This window comes from Klebsiella sp. GG_Kp175, assembly GCF_040062325.1.
In the GTDB taxonomy this organism is placed as follows: Bacteria; Pseudomonadota; Gammaproteobacteria; order Enterobacterales; family Enterobacteriaceae; genus Klebsiella; species Klebsiella quasipneumoniae.
In genome coordinates, this window is record NZ_JBEAFX010000019.1 from 13674 (window position 1) to 34444 (window position 20771).

Annotated in this window: 18 protein-coding genes; 5 read left to right on the forward strand and 13 right to left on the reverse strand. The window is 59.4% G+C overall.

The genetic code is table 11. The features are described 5' to 3' along the window. The 5 genes from sucA to sdhC all read right to left on the reverse strand — a co-directional run bounded on the left by sucA (nucleotide 1) and on the right by sdhC (nucleotide 6492). A complete protein-coding gene (gene sucA, locus ABLU73_RS21410; RefSeq protein WP_004147623.1) occupies nucleotides 1–2808 on the reverse strand; it encodes a 2-oxoglutarate dehydrogenase E1 component in 2808 nt (935 codons plus the stop codon). 440 nt (nucleotides 2809–3248) lie between these two features. Continuing rightward, entirely contained in the window at nucleotides 3249–3965 is a 717-nt protein-coding gene (sdhB, locus tag ABLU73_RS21415) for a succinate dehydrogenase iron-sulfur subunit SdhB (protein ID WP_002894954.1), read from the reverse strand. Between the two features lie 15 nt (nucleotides 3966–3980). Beyond that, nucleotides 3981–5747: a succinate dehydrogenase flavoprotein subunit gene (sdhA, locus tag ABLU73_RS21420; RefSeq protein ID WP_004179067.1), complete on the reverse strand. Its 1767-nt coding sequence runs from the start codon at nucleotides 5745–5747 to the stop codon at nucleotides 3981–3983. Next, on the reverse strand, nucleotides 5747–6094 hold the full coding sequence (gene sdhD, locus ABLU73_RS21425; RefSeq protein ID WP_002894949.1) for a succinate dehydrogenase membrane anchor subunit: 348 nt from the start codon (nucleotides 6092–6094) through the stop codon (nucleotides 5747–5749). The genes sdhA and sdhD overlap by 1 nt, the downstream gene beginning before the upstream one ends. Continuing rightward, complete coding sequence (gene sdhC, locus ABLU73_RS21430; protein WP_004142216.1) at nucleotides 6088–6492, reverse strand: succinate dehydrogenase cytochrome b556 subunit; 405 nt, start codon at nucleotides 6490–6492, stop codon at nucleotides 6088–6090. The genes sdhD and sdhC overlap by 7 nt, the downstream gene beginning before the upstream one ends. Before the next feature lie 640 nt (nucleotides 6493–7132). On the opposite strand from sdhC, the gene gltA reads away from it, so the two are divergent. Further along, nucleotides 7133–8416: a citrate synthase gene (gltA, locus tag ABLU73_RS21435; RefSeq protein WP_004885983.1), complete on the forward strand. Its 1284-nt coding sequence runs from the start codon at nucleotides 7133–7135 to the stop codon at nucleotides 8414–8416. An 89-nt stretch (nucleotides 8417–8505) separates the two neighbouring features. Here the strand turns inward: gltA and nei are convergent, their stop codons facing one another. The 6 genes from nei to ABLU73_RS21465 are packed head-to-tail and all read right to left on the reverse strand — an operon-like array spanning nucleotide 8506 to nucleotide 13069. Continuing rightward, nucleotides 8506–9297, reverse strand: coding sequence for an endonuclease VIII (gene nei / locus ABLU73_RS21440; RefSeq protein WP_264923470.1), 792 nt, complete (start codon nucleotides 9295–9297; stop codon nucleotides 8506–8508). A gap of 15 nt (nucleotides 9298–9312) precedes the next feature. Next, nucleotides 9313–9957: a pyroglutamyl-peptidase I gene (gene pcp, locus ABLU73_RS21445; protein WP_004885979.1), complete on the reverse strand. Its 645-nt coding sequence runs from the start codon at nucleotides 9955–9957 to the stop codon at nucleotides 9313–9315. A gap of 29 nt (nucleotides 9958–9986) precedes the next feature. Next, on the reverse strand, nucleotides 9987–10739 hold the full coding sequence (gene pxpA / locus ABLU73_RS21450; protein WP_032455730.1) for a 5-oxoprolinase subunit PxpA: 753 nt from the start codon (nucleotides 10737–10739) through the stop codon (nucleotides 9987–9989). Beyond that, nucleotides 10729–11661, reverse strand: a complete 933-nt coding sequence (pxpC, locus tag ABLU73_RS21455; protein ID WP_004885976.1) for a 5-oxoprolinase subunit PxpC — start codon at nucleotides 11659–11661, stop codon at nucleotides 10729–10731. Before pxpC ends, pxpA begins: the two co-directional genes overlap by 11 nt. Continuing rightward, nucleotides 11655–12311, reverse strand: a complete 657-nt coding sequence (gene pxpB, locus ABLU73_RS21460) for a 5-oxoprolinase subunit PxpB (RefSeq protein WP_017901415.1) — start codon at nucleotides 12309–12311, stop codon at nucleotides 11655–11657. Before pxpB ends, pxpC begins: the two co-directional genes overlap by 7 nt. A 14-nt stretch (nucleotides 12312–12325) precedes the next feature. Continuing rightward, nucleotides 12326–13069 carry a type 2 GTP cyclohydrolase I gene (locus ABLU73_RS21465; protein ID WP_004885970.1) on the reverse strand — a complete coding sequence of 248 codons (744 nt, stop codon included), beginning with the start codon at nucleotides 13067–13069 and terminating at the stop codon, nucleotides 12326–12328. Between the two features lie 267 nt (nucleotides 13070–13336). Here ABLU73_RS21465 and dtpD point away from each other — a divergent pair, with 267 nt between their 5' ends. Continuing rightward, complete coding sequence (dtpD, locus tag ABLU73_RS21470) at nucleotides 13337–14815, forward strand: dipeptide permease DtpD (protein ID WP_264923471.1); 1479 nt, start codon at nucleotides 13337–13339, stop codon at nucleotides 14813–14815. Here dtpD and phrB read toward each other — a convergent pair. Both phrB and ABLU73_RS21480 read right to left on the reverse strand, forming a co-directional pair. Continuing rightward, the gene (phrB, locus tag ABLU73_RS21475; RefSeq protein WP_094309561.1) at nucleotides 14787–16229 is read right to left on the reverse strand and encodes a deoxyribodipyrimidine photo-lyase; all 1443 of its coding nucleotides are present in this window, start codon (nucleotides 16227–16229) and stop codon (nucleotides 14787–14789) included. The two genes, dtpD and phrB, sit on opposite strands and share 29 nt — an antisense overlap. Nucleotides 16230–16412: 183 nt before the next feature. Then, nucleotides 16413–16622 (reverse strand): DUF2517 family protein, encoded by a 210-nt coding sequence (locus tag ABLU73_RS21480; protein WP_004142243.1) that lies wholly within the window; start codon nucleotides 16620–16622, stop codon nucleotides 16413–16415. Nucleotides 16623–16927: 305 nt separating this feature from the next. Here ABLU73_RS21480 and kdpF point away from each other — a divergent pair, with 305 nt between their 5' ends. From kdpF to kdpB, 3 genes are read left to right on the forward strand one after another with little or no spacing between them, the layout of a single operon-like run. Continuing rightward, nucleotides 16928–17017, forward strand: coding sequence for a K(+)-transporting ATPase subunit F (kdpF, locus tag ABLU73_RS21485; protein ID WP_020323459.1), 90 nt, complete (start codon nucleotides 16928–16930; stop codon nucleotides 17015–17017). After that, a complete protein-coding gene (kdpA, locus tag ABLU73_RS21490; RefSeq protein WP_017901418.1) occupies nucleotides 17017–18696 on the forward strand; it encodes a potassium-transporting ATPase subunit KdpA in 1680 nt (559 codons plus the stop codon). Before kdpF ends, kdpA begins: the two co-directional genes overlap by 1 nt. A 20-nt stretch (nucleotides 18697–18716) precedes the next feature. Then, the gene (gene kdpB, locus ABLU73_RS21495; RefSeq protein ID WP_004885966.1) at nucleotides 18717–20765 is read left to right on the forward strand and encodes a potassium-transporting ATPase subunit KdpB; all 2049 of its coding nucleotides are present in this window, start codon (nucleotides 18717–18719) and stop codon (nucleotides 20763–20765) included. Nucleotides 20766–20771: the final 6 nt, after the last annotated feature.

Genomic DNA, 20771 nt, shown 5'->3' on the forward strand with positions numbered 1-20771 from the left:
TTAATCGACGTTCAGCGCGTCATTGACCAGATCTTGTTGCTGTTTCTGGTGAACGGACATATACCCTACCGCCGGAGAGGCGGAGGCCGGGCGGCCTGCATAACGCAGAGAGGCCCCAAACGGAATCACTTCACGGAAGTGATGCTGGCTGCAGTACCATGCGCCCTGGTTGAGCGGCTCTTCCTGGCACCAGACAAAATCATGCACGTGCGCATACGCTTTCAGCGCTTCCTGCACCGCCTGATGCGGGAACGGATAGAGCTGCTCGATACGAACGATAGCGACATCTTTTTGCTCGTTTTTGCGGCGCTGTTCCAGCAGGTCGTAGTAAACCTTACCAGAGCACAGCACAACGCGCTTCACAGCCTGCGGATCAAGTTGATCGATTTCACCGATGGCCGGCAGGAAAGTGCCGTTCGCCAGCTCATCCATGCTGGAGACTGCCAGCGGATGACGCAGCAGCGACTTCGGCGACATCACCACCAGCGGACGACGCATACCGCGCAGCGCCTGACGACGCAGCATGTGGTACACCTGCGCCGGTGTGGACGGTACGCAGACCTGCATGTTCTGCTCAGCGCACAGCTGCAGATAACGCTCCAGACGCGCGGAGGAGTGCTCCGGACCCTGGCCTTCATAGCCGTGCGGCAGGAGCATCACCAGGCCGCACATCCGGCCCCACTTCTGCTCACCGGAGGAGATGAACTGGTCGATCACCACCTGAGCGCCGTTGGCGAAGTCGCCAAACTGCGCTTCCCAGATGGTCAGGGTGCGCGGCTCAGCGGTGGCGTAACCATATTCAAACGCCAGTACGGCTTCTTCAGACAGCACCGAGTCCCAAACGCGGAACTGGCCCTGACCGTTATGGACATGCTGCAGCGGGGTGTAAGTTGAACCATTGGTCTGGTTATGGATCACCGCATGACGATGGAAGAAGGTGCCGCGACCGGAGTCTTCCCCGGACAGACGCACCGGAATACCTTCGTCAACCAGCGTGGCGTAGGCCAGGTTTTCGGCGCCGCCCCAGTCGAACAGCTTCTCACCTGCCGCCATCGCCTGGCGGTCGGCGTAAATTTTCGCTACGCGGGACTGCATTTCGATACCTTCCGGCACCGTGCTGATGCGTTTCGCCAGCTCCTGCAGACGCTTCGGCTCCACTTTATCCGGATAGCTCTCGTCCCACTCATGATTGAGGTACGGCGACCAGGTAAAGGAGTGCATGTTCATCGGACGCCATTCCTGCACCACGCATTCGCCGGCATCCAGCGCATCGCGGTAGAGGTTAACCTGCTCGGTCGCGTCTTCCAGAGTCGCCACCTTCTCCTGCTCCAGCTTGTCAGCATAGATTTTGCGCGGGGTCGGGTGCTTTTTGATCTTCTGATACATCAGCGGCTGAGTTGCGCTCGGCTCATCGGCTTCGTTATGGCCGTGACGGCGGTAGCACACCAGATCGATGAAAACATCGCGTTTGAAGGTATTGCGGAAATCCAGCGCCAGACGAGTGACGAACGCGACCGCTTCCGGATCGTCGGCATTGACGTGGAAAATCGGCGCCTGCACCATTTTACCGATGTCGGTGCAGTACGGGGTCGAACGCGCATCCAGCGGGTTAGAGGTCGTGAAGCCCACCTGGTTGTTGATAACGATGCGCACGGTACCGCCCACTTCGTAACCGCGGGCTTTCGACATGTTCAGGGTTTCCTGAACCACGCCCTGACCGGTGACGGCGGCGTCGCCGTGGATAGTGATCGGCAGAACCTTGTTGCTGCTCGGCTCGTCCAGACGATCCAGACGGGCGCGTACGGAACCGATAACCACCGGGCTGACGATCTCGAGGTGCGACGGGTTAAACGCCAGCGCCAGGTGCACCAGACCGCCTTCGGTTTCCATATCGGATGAGAAGCCCATGTGGTACTTCACATCGCCGGTACCGAGATGTTCTTTATGTTTGCCGGCGAACTCGTCGAACAGATCCTGCGGTTTTTTACCCAGCACGTTGACCAGCACGTTGAGACGACCGCGGTGCGCCATGCCCAGCACCACTTCGCGGGTGCCGCTCTTGCCCGCATGGCGGATCATCTCTTTGAGCATCGGGATCAGGGCATCGCCACCCTCCAGCGAGAAGCGCTTCGCCCCCGGGAATTTGGCGCCGAGGTAGCGCTCCAGGCCTTCCGCGGCGGTCAGTTCGCTGAGGAAGCGTTTTTTCTCTTCCGCGGTAAAGCTCGCTTTGCCAGCTACCGATTCAATGCGCTGCTGGATCCAGCGTTTTTCTTCGGTAGAGGTGATATGCATGTATTCCGCGCCGATGGAGCCGCAGTAGGTTTGCTTGAGGGCGGCAATCAACTCGCCCAGCTTCATCGTGTCTTTACCGATGGCAAATGAACCTACGTTATAGCTTTCCTGGAAATCGGCCTCGGTCAGATCGTGGTAGGCCGGATCGAGATCCGCCACTCTCTCTTGCTTCCACAGCCCCAGCGGATCGAGATTCGCATGCTGGTGGCCACGGAAACGGTATGCGTTGATGAGCTGCAGGACTTTAACCTGCTTCACATTGGTGTCTGGGTCGGAAATCGAAGAAGTGTAACGTGAGGCATCCTTCGCCAGTCGACGGAAATAATCACGCGTTTTGGAATGAAATTGATCCGGTTTAACTCCGGTGCCAGGTAACTGCTGGAACATTGAACGCCAGTTGGCGTCAACAGAGTCAGGATCGGTTAAGAAGTCTTCATAGAGCTGTTCTATCCAGCTCTGGTTCGAACCAGAGAGGTAAGAAGAGTCCAGCCAGGCTTTCATTGCGCCGTTCTGCATCGTGATCCCTTAAGCATTCATATGCTTATTTCGCCGTAGAAACTACCACGCACACCGAGTGCACGTGCCGGGGTTCACTTGTTGCGGACGAGTTGTGGTTTCTATCCGCTAAGGAACCTTTAAAAACTGCCATTAATCTTCGGCGTTCAGGCTGCGGTTGCGTTAGCTGCCTTCACTTACCCCGGTCACATAGTTCGCTATGCTCCCGGGGATGCGTTCAGTTGCCGCCTTACCTCGCACTGAACGCCTTGATTACTGGTACATCTTGTGGCGGTTTTTAAAGATTTCCTGCTATCCCTTCATACTTCAAGTTACATGTACGTTGTCCTGTAACTCGAATTATTTAGGGTATTCATTTCCCGGTAGCACAAACGCTACCGGGGTTACTGCTTTTGGTAGCCCGGATAAGCGGTAGCGCCATCCGGGACACACCGGGTTTCTTACGCGCTGCGCTGCAGCAGCATCGACTTAATATGGCCGATGGCGCGCGTCGGGTTCAGCCCCTTCGGACACACACTGACGCAGTTCATAATGCTGTGACAGCGGAATACGCTGAAAGCATCGCTCAGGCCGTCCAGACGCTCGCTGGTTTCGGTATCGCGACTGTCGATCAGGAAGCGATACGCGGCCAACAGGCCAGCCGGGCCGATGAACTTATCCGGGTTCCACCAGAACGACGGGCACGAGGTCGAACAACATGCGCAGAGAATACACTCGTACAGCCCATCGAGTTTCTCACGCTGCTCAGGCATCTGCAGATGCTCGCGAGCCGGAGGATTTTGCCCATTATTCAACAAGTAAGGCTTAATCTTCTCATATTGTGCATAGAATTGCCCCATGTCCACCACCAAATCACGGATAACCGGTAATCCTGGCAGCGGACGGATAACAATCTTCTTGCCCGGCTGATTCAGCGCGGAGATCGGCGTGATGCACGCCAGACCGTTTTTCCCGTTCATATTCAGGCCATCGGAACCACAAACCCCTTCACGGCAGGAGCGGCGGAACGACAGCGACGGATCTTTTTCTTTCAGCTGGATCAGCGCATCCAGCAGCATCATGTCACGACCTTCTTCCGCTTCGAGGGTGTAATCCTGCATGTGCGGAGCGTCATCAACATCCGGGTTATAGCGATAAATTGAAAACTCGAGTTTCATTTTCCTGTCTCCGCATTAGTAAGTACGAATCTTCGGCGGGAATGCCGGACGCAGTTTCGGTTCCATGTTGACGCTACGACGCGTCATGGATTCCGACTCTGGCAGATACAGGGAATGGCACAGCCAGTTTTCATCATCACGATCCGGGAAGTCGAAGCGGCTGTGGGCGCCACGGCTCTCGGTACGGAAGTTAGCGGATACGGCGGTCGCGTACGCGGTTTCCATCAGGTTATCCAGCTCCAGGCACTCAACGCGCTGGGTGTTGAACTCGCTGGAGGTATCGTCGAGACGGGCGTTTTTCAGGCGCTCGCGGATCACTTTCAGCTGTTCCAGACCTTTGTGCATCGCATCGCCTTCGCGGAACACCGAGAAGTTATGCTGCATACATTCCTGCAGCGCTTTGCGGATCGCCACCGGATCTTCACCGGAACGGGTGTTGTTCCAGCGGTTGAGGCGGTCCAGCGAGCCTTCGATATCGGATTCGCTGGCGTCGCGCAGCGTGCCCTGCTCGGCGATGGATTCCTGCAGATGCAGGCCCGCCGCGCGGCCGAAGACCACCAGGTCGAGCAGCGAGTTGCCGCCAAGACGGTTAGCGCCGTGGACCGATACGCAGGCGATTTCGCCTACCGCGAACAGGCCCGGGATCACCACGTCTTCGCCCTTCTCATTGACGGTCAGCGCCTGGCCGGTCACTTTGGTCGGAATACCGCCCATCATGTAGTGGCAGGTTGGGATAACCGGGATCGGCTCTTTCACCGGATCGACGTGAGCAAAGGTACGGGACAGCTCGAGGATACCCGGCAGACGAGATTCCAGAACCTCTTTACCCAGGTGGTCCAGCTTCAATTTCGCGTGCGGGCCCCACGGGCCATCGCAGCCGCGACCTTCGCGGATTTCGATCATGATGGAACGCGCCACCACGTCACGACCCGCCAGGTCTTTGGCGTTCGGGGCATAACGCTCCATAAAGCGTTCGCCGTGTTTATTGAGCAGATAACCGCCTTCGCCGCGGCAACCTTCGGTGACCAGAACCCCTGCCCCGGCGATGCCGGTCGGGTGGAACTGCCACATTTCCATATCCTGCACCGGCACGCCGGCACGAATGGCCATCCCGACGCCGTCACCGGTGTTGATGTGGGCGTTGGTGGTGGACTGATAGATACGGCCTGCGCCGCCGGTCGCCAGCACGGTGGCGCGGGCTTTAAAGTAGACCACTTCGCCGGTCTCGATGCACAGGGCAGTACAACCCACCACCGCGCCGTCCTGGTTTTTCACCAGATCGAGGGCATACCATTCGGAGAAAATAGTGGTGTGGTTTTTGAGGTTCTGCTGGTACAGGGTGTGCAGCAGGGCGTGGCCGGTACGGTCAGCCGCCGCCGCGGTGCGCGCCGCCTGCTCGCCGCCGAAGTTCTTCGACTGGCCGCCGAACGGGCGCTGATAAATACGGCCGTCGTCAAGACGGGAGAACGGCAGGCCCATGTGCTCCAGCTCGAGAATCGCTTCCGGGCCGGTCTTACACATATATTCGATGGCGTCCTGGTCACCGATATAGTCCGACCCTTTTACGGTGTCGTACATATGCCATTCCCAGTTATCTTCATGGGAGTTACCGAGCGCGACGGTGATACCCCCCTGCGCTGACACGGTATGGGAACGGGTCGGGAAGACTTTAGAGAGCAGCGCACAGGTCTGTCCGCTCTGGGAAATTTGCAGCGCCGCGCGCATACCTGCGCCGCCGGCACCGATGACAACAGCATCAAACTCTCTGACTGGCAATTTCATTACACACCCCACACCACAACAAATCCATAAAGAACGTAAGCCACCAGCGCCACAACGATAGCCAGCTGCAGAACCAGGCGCAGAGCCAGTGGTTTAACGTAGTCCGTTAACACCTGCCACATCCCGATCCAGGCATGGATAAGAATGGAAACGAGAGCCAGCAGAGTGAAGACTTTAGTGAAGCCGGAGGCAAAGAATCCGGTCCACACTTCCCATGAGATCTCACCGGTGGTAGCGAAGAAGCCAACCATGTAGATGATGTAGAGGGTCAGAACGATGGCGGTAGCACGGACCAGAATAAAGTCATGTACGCCGTTGCGTCCCAGTGCTGAGGCGTTGCTTACCATACGAGGACTCCTGCGAGAAGTGAAAGCACGACAGTAATAACAAAAGAAATCTTGGCGGAACGTTTCCCTGCTTCGAGGGTTTCGTCCAGGTAACCAAAGTCCATCATCAGATGGCGGATACCGACAACGACGTGATAGGCCAGCGCGGTGAGAATGCCCCACATGATGAACTTCACAAAGAAGCTATCCATGATCGAGGCCGCCGTCAGAAAACCTTCAGGGGAGGAGAGGCTGGTGCCCAGCAGCCAAAGCAGAATTCCGACCGCCACGAAGGTGATGACACCGGAAACGCGATGGAGAATGGACGCTATCGCCGTGATTGGGAACCGTATCGTTTGTAGATCCAGATTGACAGGTCTTTGTTTTTTCACATTTCTTACCATGAATAACGCCCACATGCTGTTCTTATTGTTTCCTTCCTCCGGTCTGCTTGCGGGTCAGACAGCGTCCTTTCTATAACCAGAAGTCATGTTAAAACGTCTTTTCAGGCATTAAAACATCACTAAACAACGCTGGGTGGCTCGGGATTGCAGGGTGTTCCGGAGACCTGGCCGCAGTATAGGCCGTTCACAAAATCATTACAATTAACCTACATATAGTTTGTTGGGTTTTCTCCGGAACAGTGATCAAGGTCACGATAACAACATTTTTTTAATTTTTAATCACCTGATTTGACAAATATTAAACATTCTTGTTACAACCATTACCAGTTAAATGCAATAATGCTCAAAAGTTATGGGGTCACTCTTTCACCTGAGAATAAGTTATGTAACAGTGTGTCAGTATTGACCGATGTAATCAGGACAGTTATTAGTGGTATACAGGTTTTAATATTCGGACTGCTAAAACGCTGATTTGCTGTTGTTTCACCGCAGCCCTGAAGAACGTGCCATCAAGCGCCGTTGCTCTGTACCCTGCCCTTTTCGCTGACGCAGAGCTGTGTGCAACATAACAAACTGGTAACGTATACGGGCGCGGGCCGAAAGCAAATCCACCACCCGGCAGTCTTAAGCAATAAAGGCGCTAAGGAGACCATAAATGTCTGATGCTAAAGCAAAAATCACCCTGGGTGGTGACACTGCTATTGAACTGGATGTGCTAAAAGGCACGCTCGGTCAGGATGTTATTGATATTCGTAGTCTTGGTTCAAAAGGCGTATTTACCTTTGACCCAGGTTTCACATCTACCGCTTCCTGTGAATCTAAAATTACGTTTATCGATGGTGACGAGGGGATCCTGCTGCACCGCGGCTTCCCGATCGACCAGTTAGCGACCGAATCAAACTATCTTGAAGTTTGTTACATTCTGCTGAACGGTGAAAAACCAACCCAGGCCGAATATGACGAATTCAAAACCACCGTGACCCGTCACACCATGATCCATGAGCAGATCACCCGTCTGTTCCATGCGTTCCGTCGCGATTCTCACCCGATGGCCGTTATGTGCGGGATCACCGGCGCCCTGGCGGCGTTCTATCACGACTCCCTCGACGTGAATAACCCGCGTCACCGTGAAATCGCCGCCTATCGCCTGCTGTCCAAAATGCCGACCATGGCAGCTATGTGTTACAAGTATTCTATCGGCCAGCCGTTTGTTTATCCGCGCAACGACCTCTCCTACGCCGGCAACTTCCTGCGCATGATGTTCGCCACGCCGTGCGAAGAGTACGAAGTCAATCCGGTGCTCGAGCGCGCCATGGACCGTATTCTGATCCTGCACGCCGATCACGAGCAGAACGCCTCGACCTCGACGGTACGTACCGCGGGCTCTTCCGGCGCTAACCCGTTCGCCTGTATCGCAGCCGGCATCGCCTCTCTGTGGGGACCGGCGCACGGCGGCGCCAACGAAGCGGCGCTGAAAATGCTGGAAGAGATCAGCTCCGTTGAACACATTCCGGAATTTGTTCGTCGTGCGAAAGACAAGAATGACTCTTTCCGCCTGATGGGCTTCGGCCATCGTGTTTACAAAAACTACGACCCGCGCGCCACCGTGATGCGTGAAACCTGCCATGAAGTGCTGAAAGAGCTGGGCACCAAAGACGACCTGCTGCAGGTGGCCATGGAGCTGGAGCATATCGCGCTGAACGACCCGTACTTCATCGAGAAGAAGCTCTACCCGAACGTCGACTTCTACTCCGGTATCATCCTGAAAGCGATGGGTATTCCGTCCTCCATGTTTACCGTTATCTTCGCCATGGCGCGTACCGTGGGCTGGATTGCGCACTGGAACGAAATGCACAGCGACGGCATGAAGATCGCCCGTCCGCGTCAGCTGTACACCGGCTACGCCAAACGCGACTTCCAGTCCGACATCAAGCGTTAATCTCGCTGTCCGGATGATAAAAACGCGCCTGCTGGCGCGTTTTTTATGCCTGACGATGAAGCCTGGCGCTGACACTGCCTGCTGCCGGCTTAATGCTGGCAGTGCGGGCACCAGTAAAACGGCCGCGATGAGAGCATGGTCTTCTCAATCACGCCCCCGCAGCGCTCGCACTTTTCCCCATCGCGATGGAAGACCTTAAAGCGGAACAGCGCACCGTGGTGCTTGTTGTTATCGGGCTGGCCGCGAGTGCGATAAGAAAGCCGCGGGATATCGAGTAGCGCGTGCGCCAGCGCATCCAGCTGTGTTTCATTAAGCTCCGAGGCCTTATGCCCCCCGGTCAGCCCCACCTGCCAGAGGATTTCCACCCGCAGATAGTTACCCAGACCGGCAAGAAAAGCCTGATCCAGCAGCAGGCCGGAAAACTGACGATTGCGGAATTTGGCCGACAGCAGTCGCGCTTTCACCTGCTCCGCGGTTAACGTCATATCCAGCACGTCCGGACCGACGCGCAGCAAGAACGGATGGTTGGCCTCCTGCTCCGCCGTGAGCATCTCAATGTCCGACGCGCTGTAGAGCAAAATCGCCTTGCTGGCCGTCTGTAGCCTGACGCGCAGCACCCGGTTAGAGGCAGGCTGTTCGCCGGTCTCAACCACGCGCCAGACGCCGTACAGCTGATTATGGCTGTACAGGGTCAGGCCGCCGGAGAAGCGGGTCAGCAGGGCTTTGCCCCGGGTATCGATATGGGTAACCCGCTGACCAATCAGTTCGGTTTGATAGGGTTGCAACCGGGGAAAAGCGAACCAGACGTCGGTTAAGGGTTCGTCTTTGATTGCTGCCTCCAGTGTATCCGCCGCGCGGCGGATCTCCGGACCTTCCGGCATACTGTCATCCTTCTGTTAGTGGGTGGCGCCGCCGCCCAGTTTACTATCCACCGGCTGGTGCAGGGCTACGGCTATGGCCGTCTCCAGCGCTTCCCGCACGGTGGCGGTCGCCATACTCGGCTCGCCGGGATGGGCCGCCGCCTGCGCCGGTAGCCATGGAATATGGATAAACCCGCCCCTTACCTCATTCTGTCCCTGCAGCTTGTGCAGCAGACCGTACATGACGTGATTGCAGACGAAGGTGCCGGCGGTTTGCGACACCGAGGCCGGGATCCCGCGATCGCGCAGCGCGCTGACGATCGCTTTGATCGGCAAGGTGCTGAACCACGCGGCCGGCCCGCCGTCGACGATCGGCGTGTCGATGGGTTGCTGGCCTTTGTTATCGGGGATACGCGCATCATCGACGTTAATCGCCACACGTTCGACGCTGATATCGACCCGGCCGCCGGCCTGTCCCACCGCGATAACCAGCTTCGGCTGCAGGTCTTCAATCGCCGCGTCCAGCGCCGACAGCGCCTCGCCAAACACGCAGGGAAGCTGCCTGGCGATCACCGGCTGACCAGCAATCATTGTACCGTCAAGCTGCTGCACCACTTCCCAGGAAGGGTTCACCGTCTCGCCGTCAAAGGGTTCAAAACCGGTGAGTAATACGCCCGCCATCGTCTTCTCCTTCGCGGTCCTTCAGATTGTCATATCTCAGCCTCTGGCTGAGCGCTGACCATAATATGGCGCCCGGCGAACGCCGCCCGCAAACGGCGGGCAAATTCGAGGGCATGCGGACCATCGCCATGCAGACATACCGTCTGCGCCACCACGTTCGCCCATTCGCCGCTGACGCTACGCACCCGGTGGTGTTGCACCATTTCGAGGGTTTGCGCCAGGGCCTGCTCTTCGCTGTCAATCAGCGCGCCAGGCTCGGTGCGCGGCACCAGGCTGCCGTCGGCCAGATAACCGCGATCGGCAAACACCTCCTGACGCGTCGTCAAGCCATAGCGTTGCCCAGCGCGGATCAGTTCGCTGCCCGCCAGACCCACCAGCACCAGCTGCGGGTTAACATCGCGGACCGCGCGGGCGATCGCGTCGGCCAGCGGCGGCGATTTGGCCGCCTGGTTGTAGAGCATGCCGTGCGGCTTTACGTGCTGCAACTCGCCGCCCTGAGCCTGAACGATCGCCGCCAGAGCGCCAATCTGATACAGCGTCTGGGCATAGACCGTTTCCGGCGGCAGATCCATCGCCGTGCGGCCAAAATTTTCCCGGTCGGGATATCCCGGATGGGCGCCCACCGCCACGCCGTACTTCAGCGCCTCGCGCACGCTCTGCACCATCAGCCCGGCGTCGCCGGCGTGAAAACCACAGGCGATATTCGCCGACGACACCAGCTGGAGCAGCGCGCTATCGTTCGCCCCGCCTTCCCCGAGATCGGCATTGAGATCAATCATCATCGTGGAGTCTCCACGCCAGTTGTTCAAGATAACGCTGACGATCGGCCCGCGCCTTCAGCGCCTCCTCCAGCGAGCAGGCCACGAAATGGATCGGCTGCCCCAGTGGGATCTGCGCCAGCTGGTACATATCGGCATCGATGATGCAGGCGATCCGCGGATAGCCGCCGGTGGTTTGCGCGTCGTTCATCAGCACAATGGGCTGGCCGTTGTGCGGCACCTGCACCACGCCCGGCAGCAGGCCGTGCGACAGCATTTCGCGATCGGTGGTGCGTTTCAGCGGCTGCCCCTGCAGGCGGTACCCCATGCGGTTACTCTGCGGACTGAGCTTCCAGGGGGCGCGCCAGAATGACGCCTGCGAGGCCGCGTCAAATTCGTGGTACTCCGGCCCGGGCAGCGCACGAATTCGGTTGCCCAGCGGCAACTGCTTGACGCCGCGCGGGGTGGTGAAGCGGCGGGCGGCTTTCCCGAGCTTCAGCTTGTCGCCGTCCTGCAGGCGGCGTCCTTCCAGACCGCCAATCCCCGCCTTGAGATCCGTGCAGCGCGAGCCAAGGACCTCGGGAACCGCAATCCCGCCCGCCACCGCCAGATAGCTGCGAATGCCATGCTGCGGCGTTTTCAGCACCAGGCGCTGCCCGGGCCGGTAGGCGGTGCGCCAGCCCACCCAGACCGCTTTACCGTCCAGCGTCGCTTCGCAGGCGGCGCCGGTCAGCGCAAACCAGCCGCTGCGGGCAAATTCGATCTCCACCTGGCCGAGGGTAATCTCCAGCCCGGCGGCATTCGCCTCGTTGCCAACCAGCAGATTGGCAATCACCAGCGAGGGATAATCCAGAGCGCCGCAGCGGCTGATGCCAGACTGGCGCAGGCCTTCTCGTCCACCGTCCTGTACCGAGGTGTACAGGCCGGCGCGGATCAGAGTCAACATACCCCCTCCTTTTGCGGCACAAAGCGAATTTTATCGCCCACGCGCAGCAGCGCAGGCTCCTTCCGCGACGGGTCGAACAGCGTTAGCGAGGTCCGCCCCAGCAGCTGCCAGCCGCCGGGCGTCGCCAGCGGATAGATCCCGGTTTGCGCGCCGCCGATACCCACCGACCCGGCCGGGACGTGCACGCGCGGTTCGGCGCGACGCGGCGTCGCCAGCGCCGCTGGCAACCCGCCCAGGTAGGGAAATCCCGGCTGAAAACCAATAAACCAGACCAGATACTCCACCGAGGCGTGCAGCTCCACGACCTGCTTTTCACTGAGGCCGCTGTGCTGCGCCACCACCCCGAGATCCGGTCCGGCCTCGCCGCCGTAGACGACCGGAATGGTCAGCGAGCGCGACTCCGGCTCGATCGCGAGGCTCTCCTCCCACCAGCGCTGCAGACGGTCTATCGCCTCCCACGCCACCTCCTGCGGGCGGCGGAGCACCACAGTGATATTGTTCATGCCGGGAATGGCGTCAATCACTTCCTCATGGTTCGCCAGACGCTGGGCTAAGCCCCAGATCCGCTGCTGGCTCTCAAGGGTGACCGGCGGCTCCAGCTCCAGCACGACGGCCGTTTCTCCTAACAGATAACAACGCGCTCGCTGCACTTTTCTCTCTCCCGTCAGGCAGGGTTGGGAATATCAATAAAGGTGACGTCCAGGTCAGTGGTTTCCGTCAGCCATTCGCTGAGGGCGCGAATACCGCCCCGCTCGGTGGCGTGGTGGCCGGCGGCATAAAAATGCAGGCCCTGCTCGCGGGCGGAATGGATGGTTTGTTCCGACACCTCGCCGGTGATAAACGCGTCCACGCCAAAGCGCGCCGCGGCGTCGATAAAGCTCTGGCCGCCGCCGGTACACCAGGCGACGCGGCTGACGGTGTCCGGCCCGGTATCGCCGCACCACAGCGGCTTACGCCCCAGCCGCGCTTCAATCCATGAGGCCAGTTCAAGGCCGGAAACCGGCATCGACAGTTCGCCCCAGGGCACCAGCGGTTCGATTTCCCCCAGCACGTTAATCCCCAGCAGATGCGCCAGTTGCGCGTTATTGCCCAGCTCGGGATGGGCATCCAGCGGCAGGTGCCAGCCGTAGAGATTGATATCATTGGCCAGCAGGGTTTTCAGGCGCCGGCGCTTCATACCGCGGATCACTGGCGATTCGTTTTTCCAGAAATAGCCGTGATGGACAATCACCGCATCCGCCTGAAGACGAACGGCCTCATCCAGCAGCGCCTGGCTGGCCGTCACTCCGGTGACGATCTTGTGCACCGTGTCGCGCCCTTCCACCTGCAGACCGTTAGGGGCGAAGTCACTGATGGCTGCACTATTGAGCTTGTCGTTTATCAGTTGTTCCAGTTCGCTATTTTTCATCGCCACTCCAGCAGATAATCAGGGTATACAAAGGCATAACATAACCAGATCCATTCGGGTCGTCGATAGTCCGCCTCCGACACTGACGATGACTTTTTACCGAATAGCGCAATTTGTCTATTCACCCCGCCGCGCATTCGTGTATATTTATGCACTAATAAAGCATATTAAATAATCAGAAAGCCCCTCAAGCCATGAATATGACTAATTAAACGCTATTCATGCAGAACGATCGACTTTCGCTTTAGGCCAGGAAACACACTTCTCATGAAGACAACATCATCGCAACCGCGGGCGATTTACTACGTCGTGGCGCTGCAAATCTGGGAATATTTTAGCTTCTACGGCATGCGCGCCCTGCTGATCCTCTATCTCACCAATCAGCTCAAATATGACGATAACCACGCTTACGCCCTGTTCAGCGCCTACTGTTCGCTGGTCTATGTAACGCCGATCCTCGGCGGCTATCTGGCCGATAAGCTGTTAGGCAACCGGATGGCAGTCATGCTCGGCGCGCTGCTGATGGCCATTGGCCATCTGGTGCTCGGGGCCAGCGAAACCGCCCCGGCCTTCCTCTACCTGTCGCTGGCGATCATCGTCTGCGGCTACGGGTTGTTTAAATCCAACGTCAGCTGTCTGCTGGGCGAACTGTACGAACCCGCCGATCCGCGTCGCGATGGCGGCTTCTCGCTGATGTATGCCGCGGGCAATATCGGCTCGATCATCGCGCCCATCGCCTGCGGCTACGTTCAGGAGGAGTATAGCTGGGCGATGGGCTTTGCCCTGGCGGCCATCGGCATGGTGGCGGGACTGGTGATCTTCCTCTGCGGCAACCGTCATTTCCAGCATACCGCCGGCGTGAACCGCCAGGCGCTGTGCGCCCGCCGCTTCCTGCTGCCGAACTGGGGCTGGCTGCTGGTGCTGCTGGTCATCGCGCCGCTGCTGATTGCCGTGCTGTTCTGGCAGGAGTGGTCGGTGTATGCCCTGATCGTGGCCACGGCCATTGGCCTCGCGGTGCTGGCGCGGATCTACCTGCGTGCCGAGACCGATAAACAGCGCAAGGATCTGCGCCTGATCGTCGTCCTGACCGCCTTCAGCCTGCTGTTCTGGGCCTTCGCCCAACAGGGCGGCAGCTCCATCAGCCTGTATATTGACCGCTTCGTTAACCGCCATATCATGAGCTACGAAGTCCCTACCGCTATGTTCCAGTCGATCAACGCCTTTGCGGTGATGCTCTGCGGCATGGTGCTGGCGTGGCTGGTGAAAGAGAGCGTCGGCGGTAACCGCACCGTGCGCATCTGGGGGAAATTTGCCCTCGGTCTGGGCCTGATGAGCGCCGGGTTCTGCATTTTGACCCTCAGCGCCCGCTGGTCGGCGGCCTATGGCCAGTCGTCCATGCCGCTGATGGTGCTGGGGCTGGCGGTGATGGGTTTTGCCGAACTGTTTATCGACCCGGTCGCGATGTCGCAAATCACCCGCATTGAGATCCCGGGAGTGACCGGGGTGCTGACCGGCATCTATATGCTGCTCTCCGGGGCCATCGCCAACTATCTGGCCGGCGTTATCGCCGACCAGACCTCGCAGGCGTCATTCGACGTCGCCGGGGCGGTGAACTATTCCATTGACGCCTACATCAACGTCTTCAGCCAGATCACCTGGGGCGCGCTGGCCTGCGTCGGCGTAGTGCTGGTTATCTGGCTGTATCACTCGCTGAAGGTCAGGATCCGCCGTCTGGCGGTGGAATAATCCCCTTTCTGGCGGCCTCCCAGGCCGCCAGCGTCTCCTGTCGCGCCTGCTTGTGATCGACTATCGGGCGCGGATAATCCAGCGTCACCCCCTGTTTATCCGCCCACACCCACGGCTGATGCAGCGCCTTCTCCGGCACCTTTGCCAGCTCCGGCAGCCAGCGACGCATAAACACCCCCTGCTTATCAAACTTCTCGCCTTGGGTGGTGGGATTAAATATGCGGAAATAGGGCGCGGCGTCGGTGCCCGTCGAAGCCGCCCATTGCCAGCCGCCGTTGTTCGCCGCCAGGTCGCCGTCAATCAGCTGGCTCATGAAATAGCGCTCCCCTGCCCGCCAGTCGAGGCGCAGATCTTTGGTCAGGAAGCTGGCGACAATCATGCGCAACCGGTTATGCATCCAGCCGGTGGCGTTAAGCTGGCGCATGGCGGCATCGACAATCGGAAAGCCGGTCTCCCCGCGCTGCCAGGCCTGCAGGGCGCCATCCTCTTCGCGCCAGGCGACCTTATCGGTCCAGGCGACAAACGGCCGACCTTTACAGAGTTTCGGATAGTAGACCATCAGATGGCGGTAAAACTCGCGCCAGATCAGCTCATTAAGCCAGGTGGCGCCTGCCCCGCCATCCAGTGCGGCGGGGTGTTCCGTCAGCAGCCGATGCAGGCACTGGCGCGGCGACAGCACCCCGATGGCCAGGCAGGGCGACAGGCGACTGGTCCCTTCCACGGCCGGGAAGTCGCGCTGCCCCTCATAATCCGCCGCCGGTTGCTGACAAAACGCGCGCAGCCGCGCCAGCGCCGTTTTTTCATCCGCGGCAAACAGCAGCCCATCGAACGGCGTTTGCGGATAGTTAAGCTCCGGCACCGGCGGCGCCAGGCGAGCGGGCGCCTGGCGCGGCTTTGGCGCGGCCACGCACGCCGGCAATCCTTCCCGCAGCCGGCGAATAAACGCGTTCTTAAACGGGGTGAAGACTTTATACATTTCGCCGCCGCCGGTCAGTACGCTGCCGGGCGGCAACAGGACGCTGTCGTCAAATCCCTGGCAAATCACTTCGCTCAAGGAGCTCTCAACGGCGGCATCGCGCTGGCGTTCATTGAATTCGTACTGATAGTTGTAGAACAGGTGACTGACCTGGTGCTGCTGGCAGAAATGGGCCAGCCGCTCGACGCTGGCGCTAAAATCGTCCGCCTCTTCTACCCACAGCGGTATGCCCCGCTCCGCCAGCGCGGCGTGCAGACTGCGCAAATGGCTGGCGATAAAAGCGGCCTGCCGCGGGGCCAGGTGATGTTCGCGCCACTGCCCCGGGGTGGCAATATACAGCGCCAGCACCTGCGCCTGCGGATCGCGGCAGGCGGCGGCCAGCGCCAGGTTATCGTGAATGCGTAAATCCGTGCGTAACCAGACCAGATGGGTGGCCATATCACTCCTCACACTCCGTCAGCAAAACTCATCTTATGATCTAAGCCGGCAAAAATAGCGCGCCCCGGCAAAATAAGCACCTGCCAATTCCGCTGCGGCGCCTGAAAACGAGTGTAGACAAGCGGCGAAAAAAAACCGCCGGGGGCAACCGGCGGTTAGTGGTTTTCCTCGCAGCAGGGCGAATTAGTAGAAGTCGTGCGCGGCTTTTTCCGCCTGCGCCATCCACACCGGCTGCTCGCTGGTTTTCGACCATACACGGTGCAGCCAGCTGTAATAGCGGGCGCGATCCTTCCAGAACAGCATCACCGGCAGCGCCGCGACGCCAGCCACGACGGCGAAAGCACGACGCAGCAAAATAATATGAGCAGGATAAGCTTTGTACAACGCCATCATTTCTCTCCCCTTTGTCAGGCCGGCAAGCAGCGCCGGAAAATTAATCATGTTTGTCTGAGCAAAATAATACCGCTCTGGTTGTAATTTTACTACTCATCCGACCACTAAAAAGCACGTATTTATACTTAATTTACATTCGCCACGTAAATTAGTTACAAAAAAGTTAAATTAATACTAACCATTAGTTAATTTGTGCCTTTGTCATTTTTATACTTTTTTTACACCGCGCCCGCGGATTTTTGCGAAATCTTTGCGCCGTAATTTCTATTCTCCTGGTAAATCAAAAACACACCCGGAGGTGGATTGTGACTGCAGGCGTACTCACTGGCGTTGGGCTGGTGTTCCTGTTACTGGCTTATCTGGTTTATGCCTTGATACATGCGGAGGCATTCTGATGGCTGCCCAGGGATTTTTATTATTAGCCAGCTATCTGCTGGTTTTGCTGGTGCTGGCGCGCCCGCTGGGGATGTGTCTGGCAAGAATGGTGAATGACATCCCGCTTCCCGGCCTGGCCGGGGTCGAGCGCGTCCTGTGGCGCGTGGCCGGGATCCGCGCCGAAGAGATGGGCTGGCTGCAGTATTTGCTGGCGCTCCTGCTGTTCAACGCCCTCGGCGGCCTGGCGCTGTTTGCCCTGCTGATGCTGCAGGGCGTGCTGCCGTTTAACCCGCAGCACCTGCCGGGGCTGACGTGGGATCTGGCGCTCAACACCGCGGTCAGCTTTGTCAGCAATACGAACTGGCAGGCCTACGCCGGCGAAAGCACCATGAGCTATCTCAGCCAGATGGTGGGGCTGACGGTGCAGAATTTCCTCTCCGCCGCTACCGGCATCGCCGTGGTCTTCGCCCTGACCCGCGCCTTCGCCCGGCAGAAAATGTCCACCCTCGGCAATGCCTGGGTCGACCTGACGCGCATTACCCTGTGGCTGCTGCTGCCGCTCTCTCTGCTGGTGGCCCTGTTCTTTATTCAGCAGGGCGTGCCGCAGAACCTGCAGGCCTACCAGCCCTTTACCACCCTCGAAGGGGCGCACCAGCTGCTGCCGATGGGGCCCGTCGCCTCACAGGAAGCGATTAAGCTGCTGGGCACCAACGGCGGCGGTTTCTTTAACGCCAACTCCGCCCATCCGTTTGAAAACCCGACGGCGCTGACCAATCTCGTGCAGATGCTGGCCATCTTCCTGATCCCGGCGGCGCTGTGCTTCGCCTTCGGCGAGGTGGTGAGCGATCGCCGCCAGGGGCGCGCCATCCTGTGGGCGATGACGCTGATCTTTATCCTCTGCGTCGCCGTGGTGATGTGGGCGGAAACCCGCGGCAACCCGCACCTGATGACGCTGGGCGCCGACAGCAGCCTGAATATGGAAGGTAAAGAGAGCCGCTTCGGTATTCTCGCCAGCAGTCTGTTCGCGGTGATCACCACCGCCGCCTCCTGCGGCGCGGTCAACGCCATGCATGACTCCTTCACCGCGCTGGGCGGGATGGTGCCGATGTGGCTGATGCAGATTGGCGAAGTGGTGTTCGGCGGCGTCGGCTCGGGTCTCTATGGCATGCTGCTGTTCGTTATGCTGGCGGTGTTTATCGCCGGCCTGATGGTCGGCCGCACCCCGGAGTACCTCGGAAAGAAAATCGATGTCCGGGAAATGAAAATGATCGCCCTGGCCATTCTGGTCACCCCGACGCTGGTGCTGCTCGGCACGGCGCTGGCGATGATGACCGAGGCCGGCCGCGCCGGGATGTTCAACCCCGGACCGCACGGCTTTAGCGAAGTGCTGTACGCCGTCACTTCGGCGGCCAATAACAACGGCAGCGCCTTCGCCGGCCTGGGCGCGGCGACGCCATTCTGGAACCTGCTGCTGGCGTTCTGCATGCTGGCTGGACGCTTCGCCGTCATCATTCCGGTGATGGCTATCGCCGGCTCGCTGGTGGCGAAGAAAATTCAACCGGCCAGCCCCGGCACCCTGGCCACCCACGACGCCCTGTTTATCGGTCTGCTGATCGGCACCGTGCTGCTGGTTGGCGCCCTGACCTTTATTCCTGCGCTGGCGCTTGGCCCGCTGGCCGAACACTTTTCCTTACTTTGAGCGATGCGGAGCACCCTGTTATGAGTCGCAAACAATTAGCCCTGCTGGAGCCGACGCTGGTGCGCCAGGCGCTGCTGGATGCCGTTAAAAAACTCAGCCCGATGGTGCAGTGGCGCAATCCGGTGATGTTTATCGTCTGGGTGGGCAGCCTGTTAACCACCCTGCTGGCCATCGCCATGGCTGGCGGCGCCCTGACCGGCAGCGCCACTTTTACCGCCGCCATCAGTATCTGGCTATGGTTTACCGTGCTGTTCGCCAACTTTGCCGAAGCGATGGCGGAAGGCCGCAGCAAAGCCCAGGCCAATAGCCTGAAAGGGGTGAAAAAAACGGCCTTCGCCCGTAAACTGCGCGCCCCGCAGCATGACGCGACGGTCGACCACGTGCCGGCGGAAGACCTGCGCAAAGGCGACGTAGTGCTGGTGGAAGCCGGGGATATTATCCCCTGCGATGGTGAAGTCATCGAAGGCGGCGCCTCGGTGGATGAAAGCGCCATTACCGGCGAGTCTGCTCCGGTGATCCGCGAATCCGGCGGTGATTTCGCCTCGGTGACCGGCGGGACGCGCATCCTCTCCGACTGGCTGGTGATCCGTTGCAGCGTTAACCCGGGAGAAACCTTCCTCGACCGGATGATCGCCATGGTGGAAGGCGCCCAGCGCCGTAAAACGCCGAACGAAATCGCCCTGACGATCCTGCTGATCGCCCTGACGCTGGTGTTCCTGCTGGCCACCGCCACCATCTGGCCATTCTCGGCGTGGAGCGGCAATGCGGTCAGCGTCACCGTACTGGTGGCGTTGCTGGTGTGCCTGATCCCGACCACCATCGGCGGTCTGCTGTCGGCCATCGGCGTCGCCGGGATGAGCCGTATGCTGGGCGCCAACGTGATCGCCACCAGCGGCCGCGCGGTGGAAGCGGCAGGCGACGTTGATGTGCTGTTGCTGGATAAAACCGGGACCATTACGCTCGGCAACCGCCAGGCCTCCGCTTTCCTGCCGGCGCGCGGTGTGGAAGAGCGAACCCTCGCCGATGCCGCCCAGCTCTCCTCGCTGGCGGACGAAACCCCTGAGGGACGCAGCATCGTGGTGCTGGCGAAACAGCGCTTTAACCTGCGCGAACGCGATCTGCAGTCGCTGCACGCCACCTTTGTCCCCTTTACCGCGCAAACGCGGATGAGCGGCATCAATATCGATCAGCGCATGATCCGCAAAGGGTCGGTGGACGCCATTCGCCGCCACGTAGAGGCCAACGGTGGCCACTTCCCTGCCGATGTCGAGAAGCAGGTGGAAGAGGTCGCCCGCCAGGGGGCCACGCCGCTGGTGGTCGCCGAAGGGGAAAAGGTGCTGGGGATTATTTCACTCAAAGATATCGTCAAAGGCGGCATCAAAGAACGTTTCGCCCAGCTGCGCAAAATGGGCATTAAAACGGTGATGATCACCGGCGATAACCGCCTGACCGCCGCGGCGATCGCCGCCGAGGCCGGCGTCGACGATTTCCTCGCCGAAGCGACGCCGGAAGCCAAGCTGGCGCTGATCCGCCAGTATCAGTCGGAAGGTCGGCTGGTGGCGATGACCGGCGACGGCACCAACGACGCGCCCGCGCTGGCGCAGGCCGACGTGGCGGTAGCCATGAACTCAGGCACCCAGGCGGCGAAAGAGGCGGGCAACATGGTCGACCTGGATTCCAACCCCACCAAGCTGATTGAGGTGGTCCATATCGGCAAACAGATGCTGATGACGCGCGGCTCGCTGACCACCTTCAGTATTGCCAACGACGTGGCGAAATATTTCGCCATTATTCCGGCGGCGTTTGCCGCGGTCTATCCCCAGCTGGCCATGCTGAACGTGATGGGCCTGCATTCGCCATCGTCGGCGATCCTCAGCGCCGTTATCTTCAACGCGCTGATCATCGTCTTCCTGATCCCGCTGGCCCTGAAAGGGGTGAGCTATCGCCCGCTCTCCGCCTCGGCGATGCTGCGCCGCAATCTGTGGATCTACGGCCTCGGCGGTCTGCTGGTGCCTTTTATCGGTATTAAAGCCATCGACCTGCTGCTGACCCTGAGCGGTCTGGTGTGAGGAACA